Annotated in this window: 8 protein-coding genes; 6 read left to right on the plus strand and 2 right to left on the minus strand. The window is 42.5% G+C overall.

What is annotated here, in order from left to right; translation table 11 throughout:
- The first annotated feature begins 323 nt into the window (after positions 1-323).
- From AB7S66_RS09745 to AB7S66_RS09760, 4 genes are read left to right on the plus strand one after another with little or no spacing between them, the layout of a single operon-like run.
- Entirely contained in the window at positions 324-596 is a 273-nt protein-coding gene (locus AB7S66_RS09745; protein ID WP_206363142.1) for a hypothetical protein, read from the plus strand.
- Complete coding sequence (locus tag AB7S66_RS09750; RefSeq protein ID WP_428519498.1) at positions 596-1690, plus strand: ImmA/IrrE family metallo-endopeptidase; 1095 nt, start codon at positions 596-598, stop codon at positions 1688-1690. The genes AB7S66_RS09745 and AB7S66_RS09750 overlap by 1 nt, the downstream gene beginning before the upstream one ends.
- Positions 1691-1743: 53 nt before the next feature.
- Positions 1744-1998, plus strand: coding sequence for a hypothetical protein (locus tag AB7S66_RS09755; protein WP_428519500.1), 255 nt, complete (start codon positions 1744-1746; stop codon positions 1996-1998).
- A gap of 18 nt (positions 1999-2016) precedes the next feature.
- A complete protein-coding gene (locus AB7S66_RS09760) occupies positions 2017-2535 on the plus strand; it encodes a hypothetical protein (protein WP_428519502.1) in 519 nt (172 codons plus the stop codon).
- Between the two features lie 54 nt (positions 2536-2589).
- Here the strand turns inward: AB7S66_RS09760 and AB7S66_RS09765 are convergent, their stop codons facing one another.
- Positions 2590-3435, minus strand: a complete 846-nt coding sequence (locus tag AB7S66_RS09765; protein ID WP_428519504.1) for a nucleotidyl transferase AbiEii/AbiGii toxin family protein — start codon at positions 3433-3435, stop codon at positions 2590-2592.
- A complete protein-coding gene (locus tag AB7S66_RS09770; RefSeq protein ID WP_428519506.1) occupies positions 3432-4070 on the minus strand; it encodes a type IV toxin-antitoxin system AbiEi family antitoxin domain-containing protein in 639 nt (212 codons plus the stop codon). Before AB7S66_RS09770 ends, AB7S66_RS09765 begins: the two co-directional genes overlap by 4 nt.
- A 275-nt stretch (positions 4071-4345) precedes the next feature.
- Between AB7S66_RS09770 and AB7S66_RS09775 the strand changes: the two genes are divergently transcribed.
- Positions 4346-4579: a single-stranded DNA-binding protein gene (locus AB7S66_RS09775; RefSeq protein ID WP_428519508.1), complete on the plus strand. Its 234-nt coding sequence runs from the start codon at positions 4346-4348 to the stop codon at positions 4577-4579.
- A gap of 70 nt (positions 4580-4649) precedes the next feature.
- Positions 4650-5048 (plus strand): sugar phosphate nucleotidyltransferase (locus tag AB7S66_RS09780; protein ID WP_428519510.1); only part of this gene is annotated, 399 nt, incomplete at its 3' end.

Genomic DNA, 5048 nt, shown 5'->3' on the forward strand with positions numbered 1-5048 from the left:
TCAAGGACATTCTTCAAAGATTTCCTAAAGAGAATCTATGGGTTGGGAAGTCTATCATCCAGTTACATATGCATAGCAAGAATGATTACATGATTTTTCTTGAAAATCTTATGGTAAAAACTTTTATCAAGGACCTGTATTCGATTACCTTGGTACATATAGTTTGCATCTTTCTTTCGTCCGTGGTATTATGATTAACATATCATGTTAACTATACTATTGACTTGGTGAGGTGGATGACTCTATATTTCAAGACGAAGAAGTTGCAGAGACAATGTTCTGAAGAAAAAATGATGAAAAAAACATTTGGGAAAGAGTTATGCATGAAACTGAAGCAACGTCTTATGGAATTGCAAGCAGCTGACACACTCAAGGATATTTCACATCTCCCTCCTCCTAGATGTCATGAGCTCGTCAATCAAGGCGGAGTATTTTCAGTCGATCTTGTTTATCCATTCCGTCTGCTATTTGTTCCTACACAAGATCCGCTTCCAATAAAGCCTGATGGGAGCATAGATCAGGAATTGGTAACTGAGATAGAAATTCGAGCTATTCTTGATACCCATGATAAGAAAAACCAAAGAAGGAGCATGTAATGAACAATGAGAAAAAAGTAAAGCATACATATCAGTTTGCCCCAGACTATGCAGTTGCTCCTGGAGAAACCTTGGCTGAAGTTCTTGAAACCCTTTCAATGACACTGAAGGAGTGCGCGACACGGTGTGGTCTGACAGAGCAGTCCATGATTCGAATCATCAAAGGACTACAACCCATCACCTATGAAACAGCAGATAGGTTGGAAATGGTCACCGGTGTTCCCGCCCGGATGTGGAATACTTTGGAACTTCAATACCAGGAGCAACGAAGGAAGATCAAACAGAAGAAAAGTTATGAGCAAAGCATAGATTGGTTGCATGGTATTCCTACGAAGGAATTGATTGTCCGAGGTATGATAGACGCATCTGCCTCAAAGGCAGATATGGTAGGGGAGTCGTTACGATTCTATGGGGTAGCCAGTGTTGATGCATGGAAGGATGTCTGGATGGATCCAAAAGTTGCTGCCAGGCGTTCTGATTGTTTTGAGACAAACATAGGAGCAGCTTCTGCTTGGATTAGGATAGGAGAGCTACAGGCACAGGATATTGTATGTGCCCCCTATAATACGGATAGTTTTAAAGCAGTATTGAAAGAGATACGGGAGCTCACTACCAGTGAACCTGTACAGTTTTTGCCTAGGATGAAAGAGTTATGTGCTTCTTGTGGTGTTGCTCTTGTTCTGGTTAAAGAGATGAAAAAGGTCCCTTGGAATGGAGCATCAAAGTGGTTGTCTCCTTCCAAAGCGATGATATTGGTTAGCCTTCGAGGAAAAGCAGAAGATCTTTTTTGGTTCTCCTTCTTTCATGAAGCCTACCACATACTGCATGGCGAGAAGAAACGACTGTATATTGCTGAGGAGAGAAGTACTGATCGGCAAGAACAGGAAGCAGACAGGTTCGCAGCGAATATCTTGATCCCTGAAGCATATAATAAAACCATTAGTCAAATTATCTCAAGAGAAGAGGTTATTGTTATGGCAAAGCAACTGGGGGTCAGTCCCGGGATCGTGGCAGGGCGCTATCGTCACCTTACAGGGAATTGGTCATATTTCAAGGACCTGACAAGGTCCTTTGACTGGGATGAGGTCATGTAGTATTCTCAATTCTCGTGGCATCAATTATTACCTATTACATAAGGGGGTTTACTGTGGCATTTCCAGAACAAGAGTGGAAGAAAGCAAAGAAACTGTGCAGGCTGAATGAGGAAGATATCCGCATTGCAAAACAGATGGGACTTAATCCCAAGAGCCTGATAAAGAATATCCCGTCCAAAGGCCAACAATGGAAACTACCGGTAAAGGACTGGCTCTGGGACATGTGGGAAGACCGGCAAGAAAAGGCCAGGAAAAAGCAGGCCAAAAAGCAGGCTGCTGCCAATACAGAAGATGATTCCAGAGAATAACAAAGAAGGTGAGAGAACATGGAAACAATAGCTAAGTACAATCGGGTAAGGAAAGCCCTTTTACAGATGGATCAAGGCATCTTGGTAGATGCCTTACTTAAGTTGGCTCTTGAGTCTCCCTCTGTAGCAATGATGATAGAAGGCATGGTTTCCTCGCAGGAAAAACGCATCACGCTGTTTCGAAAAAACATTCATGCTGTTACCCACCAGGGACGGAGGAGCTCTCTTTCTGGAGAACAGATTCTGGATATACTTACACGATCCCTAGAGCTCTTGGACCCAGACCAGATAGATCCGATTCTAGGGCTGGAGCTCATGGAATTGTTTTACAGTACAGACGAGTGGGCTCTGAACTCCACAAATGAGCTCGATTTTGAGTTTGATCTTCTCTACACTGATGACGGATATTCCAAGTTTACTGAGTTCGCTGAGCGCTGTGATGACCCGCTATTTGTCCAGCAGGTGGTGAATCGAATCCTTGCGTCTGATGACTATTGCATGCGAGGGAAGCTGAGTAAGGTGGTATTCAAGGTCTAAGAGCAAATACTATCAGCAGGATGTTGGGATTCGATGTTTGAAGATTCCTTGTTCTTATAACCTATCCACTTGCTGAAGGAACACCTTTTCACTCCAATAATCAAGAGAGGGTTGTTCTAAGATAGGAACGAATCTTCTCACATCGTTTGCTGCTTCCTGCCAATCAATCTGATTTATCTTCTGAGAGAGGGAATCTTTCAGCCAGTCCTGATCAATATGGATATCCATCCCTTTCCATGGCCCAGATTGGTGCAATGCCTGTCCTAAATAATGATAATTAACCGAAGTGTTGCGTGTCGTGTACCAAAGAAAATCATACCAATCTCTTCCTTTTGTATAATTTCTGCAGAGTAAAGCATGGATTTTGCCAGCAAACAAGGATGAGGGATCTTGTATAGCAATTGGAGAGAGATAGGGAAATCCTATATAGGTGATCTCATGTCTACTGCCCGGGGGTGGATTGATATCAATCTCCAGTTTAATACGAATCTTCTTCACCATGGAAGTTTTTCCTACATAGTTCAGTTGGAGGACTTTACCTACTGCATCATCTTTGAGAAAAGCAAGTCTTACAGTACTATCAGTGCTGTGTCTGTCGGATATTTCCATGTCATAGCCAAAAGAAGCCACATCTGCAATTACTTTTTTGAGATATGATTGCCATGCAAAATTTGGGTTTGGGTTCATGAGAGAAAAATCCAGATCCTCACTAAACCTATTCAGTCCATGAAAGATACGAAGACAGGTACCTCCTTGGAATATTGCTTCTTGAAAAAAGCCAGCTCTTCCCAATGAAGCAAGAACTACTTCCTGGGTAATCTCTCTCAAAGCTTGCATTTCTTCAATCTCCGAAGAGATTGAATAGGTAGCCATTCTTTGTTCAATCATTCGAATGCTCATGAGTGCAGTTCCTTTTTTAGTCCATCGAGAAATCTATTGACCTTGCGACTAGTATAATTTCCTTCCAATTCTTGAAAATCTTCCACCGATATCCCATGCAAGCTTTCTTCATCAACACGTAAAGATTCAATGAGTGGAAGCGTTGAGCTCCAATCTATTTTATGAAGATAAATATAATCAGCAAGTGCTTTCAATGGAGTTGCTTGAAACCACACGTTTCCCTGTTCATCCTGGAGCCTTTCAACACCTGCAAATAGTGTTTTTTGGGGAACTCTTTCGTAGGTAAAATGTCCGACAGGAGTTAAAAACTCAGTGGGAGAACGAGATGTAACAGCGGTAATAGATCTGACAGCTTCCGGAATCCATCCATAGTTGCTGAGTGCTGATTCAAGACTCACGTAGGATTGAGTAATAATCATTTGAGACACAGTAAATGGATTAACATGAGTTTTTCTATATAATGGGGACAGCGTATACAGGCCCCGTTTGATTCTAATAAGATCGCCATCAGCAATTGCACGCTTTACCAATGCATATCGTGCCTCTGGGGATTCTGAGGTTAGTGAGGAAATTTCTAATGTGGTGAATACGGGCGTCTGAATATTTTCAAGGATTGCTTTCACCAGCCTGTTCATTCATTGAACTCCATCGATTATATTTTTGATAGAAACTGTCATAAAATGACAGTTTTACTATAAAATAACACTTAGAAGATTACAAGACATTGATGTTGATAGAACTCCTTCCCCTTTATCATCTGTGGAAGTAGCATATTCAGCCCCTAAAATCGTGAGATTACAACTCAACCTGAACCAGGAGATTCAGGTCTTACCTACCTCTCTTGACCTTCTCCCTTGAACACTCAATACTTGATATTGAGAACAATATTGATGTTAGAAGGAAAGCGTATATGCAAGATATAAATGCCTTATTGGAAACAGCCCTCAAGGAAGCAAAGAACTTGAGGCCAGGAGAGAGCTTCCTGGTGAAAGATTTGTTCAAGGGGTACCTCTGGAACAGGATTCCCCGGGGTGACCGTCTTCTGCTTGGCTCTCTGTTCCTGAGCTACGTGAACGCTAATGACTGCCAGATCAGTGTCAGCAATAAGGGTGCATCAGGACAACAGCGGTATCAGAAGAAATAAAAAAACACGTTCTCTTGCAGTATTGGTGTGGTAAGATAGAGAACATCGATACTTGTGAGGTCTGTATCATATGCACTGTCTCATCCTCTGCGCCGGCTATGCTACCCGGCTCTATCCTCTGACAGAGAACTTCCCCAAGCCCTTGTTGCCGGTACAGGGAAAGAGTGTCTTGGAGTGGATTCTCTCTGATGTCGATACCATCCCTGGAATCGACCAGTATGTAGTCATCTCAAACCATAAGTTTTATGATCACTTTGTCTCTTGGAAGGAAAGCTCTTCTCTTTCCCATCCTATTACCATTCTCGATGATGGCTCCACCAGCAATGAGAATAGGTTGGGGGCAGTGAAGGATATTCTTTTTGCCATCGACCAGCTGGACCTCAAGGAGGACCTGTTGGTCTTGGCAGGAGATAATCTACTCGACTTCTCTTTCTCGGGTTTTGTTTCTTTCTTCAGGGAGAAGCAAGGC

This window comes from Sphaerochaeta sp. (genome assembly GCF_050178175.1).
Lineage (GTDB): Bacteria > Spirochaetota > Spirochaetia > Sphaerochaetales > Sphaerochaetaceae > Sphaerochaeta.

Coding starts and splice junctions, on each gene's coding strand:
- AB7S66_RS09745 (WP_206363142.1), top strand. CDS start 324: ATGAAACTGAAGCAACGTCTTATGGAATTGCAAGCAGCTGACACACTC.
- AB7S66_RS09750 (WP_428519498.1), top strand. CDS start 596: ATGAACAATGAGAAAAAAGTAAAGCATACATATCAGTTTGCCCCAGAC.
- AB7S66_RS09760 (WP_428519502.1), top strand. CDS start 2,017: ATGGAAACAATAGCTAAGTACAATCGGGTAAGGAAAGCCCTTTTACAG.
- AB7S66_RS09765 (WP_428519504.1), bottom strand. CDS start 3,435: ATGAGCATTCGAATGATTGAACAAAGAATGGCTACCTATTCAATCTCT.
- AB7S66_RS09770 (WP_428519506.1), bottom strand. CDS start 4,070: ATGAACAGGCTGGTGAAAGCAATCCTTGAAAATATTCAGACGCCCGTA.
- AB7S66_RS09775 (WP_428519508.1), top strand. CDS start 4,346: ATGCAAGATATAAATGCCTTATTGGAAACAGCCCTCAAGGAAGCAAAG.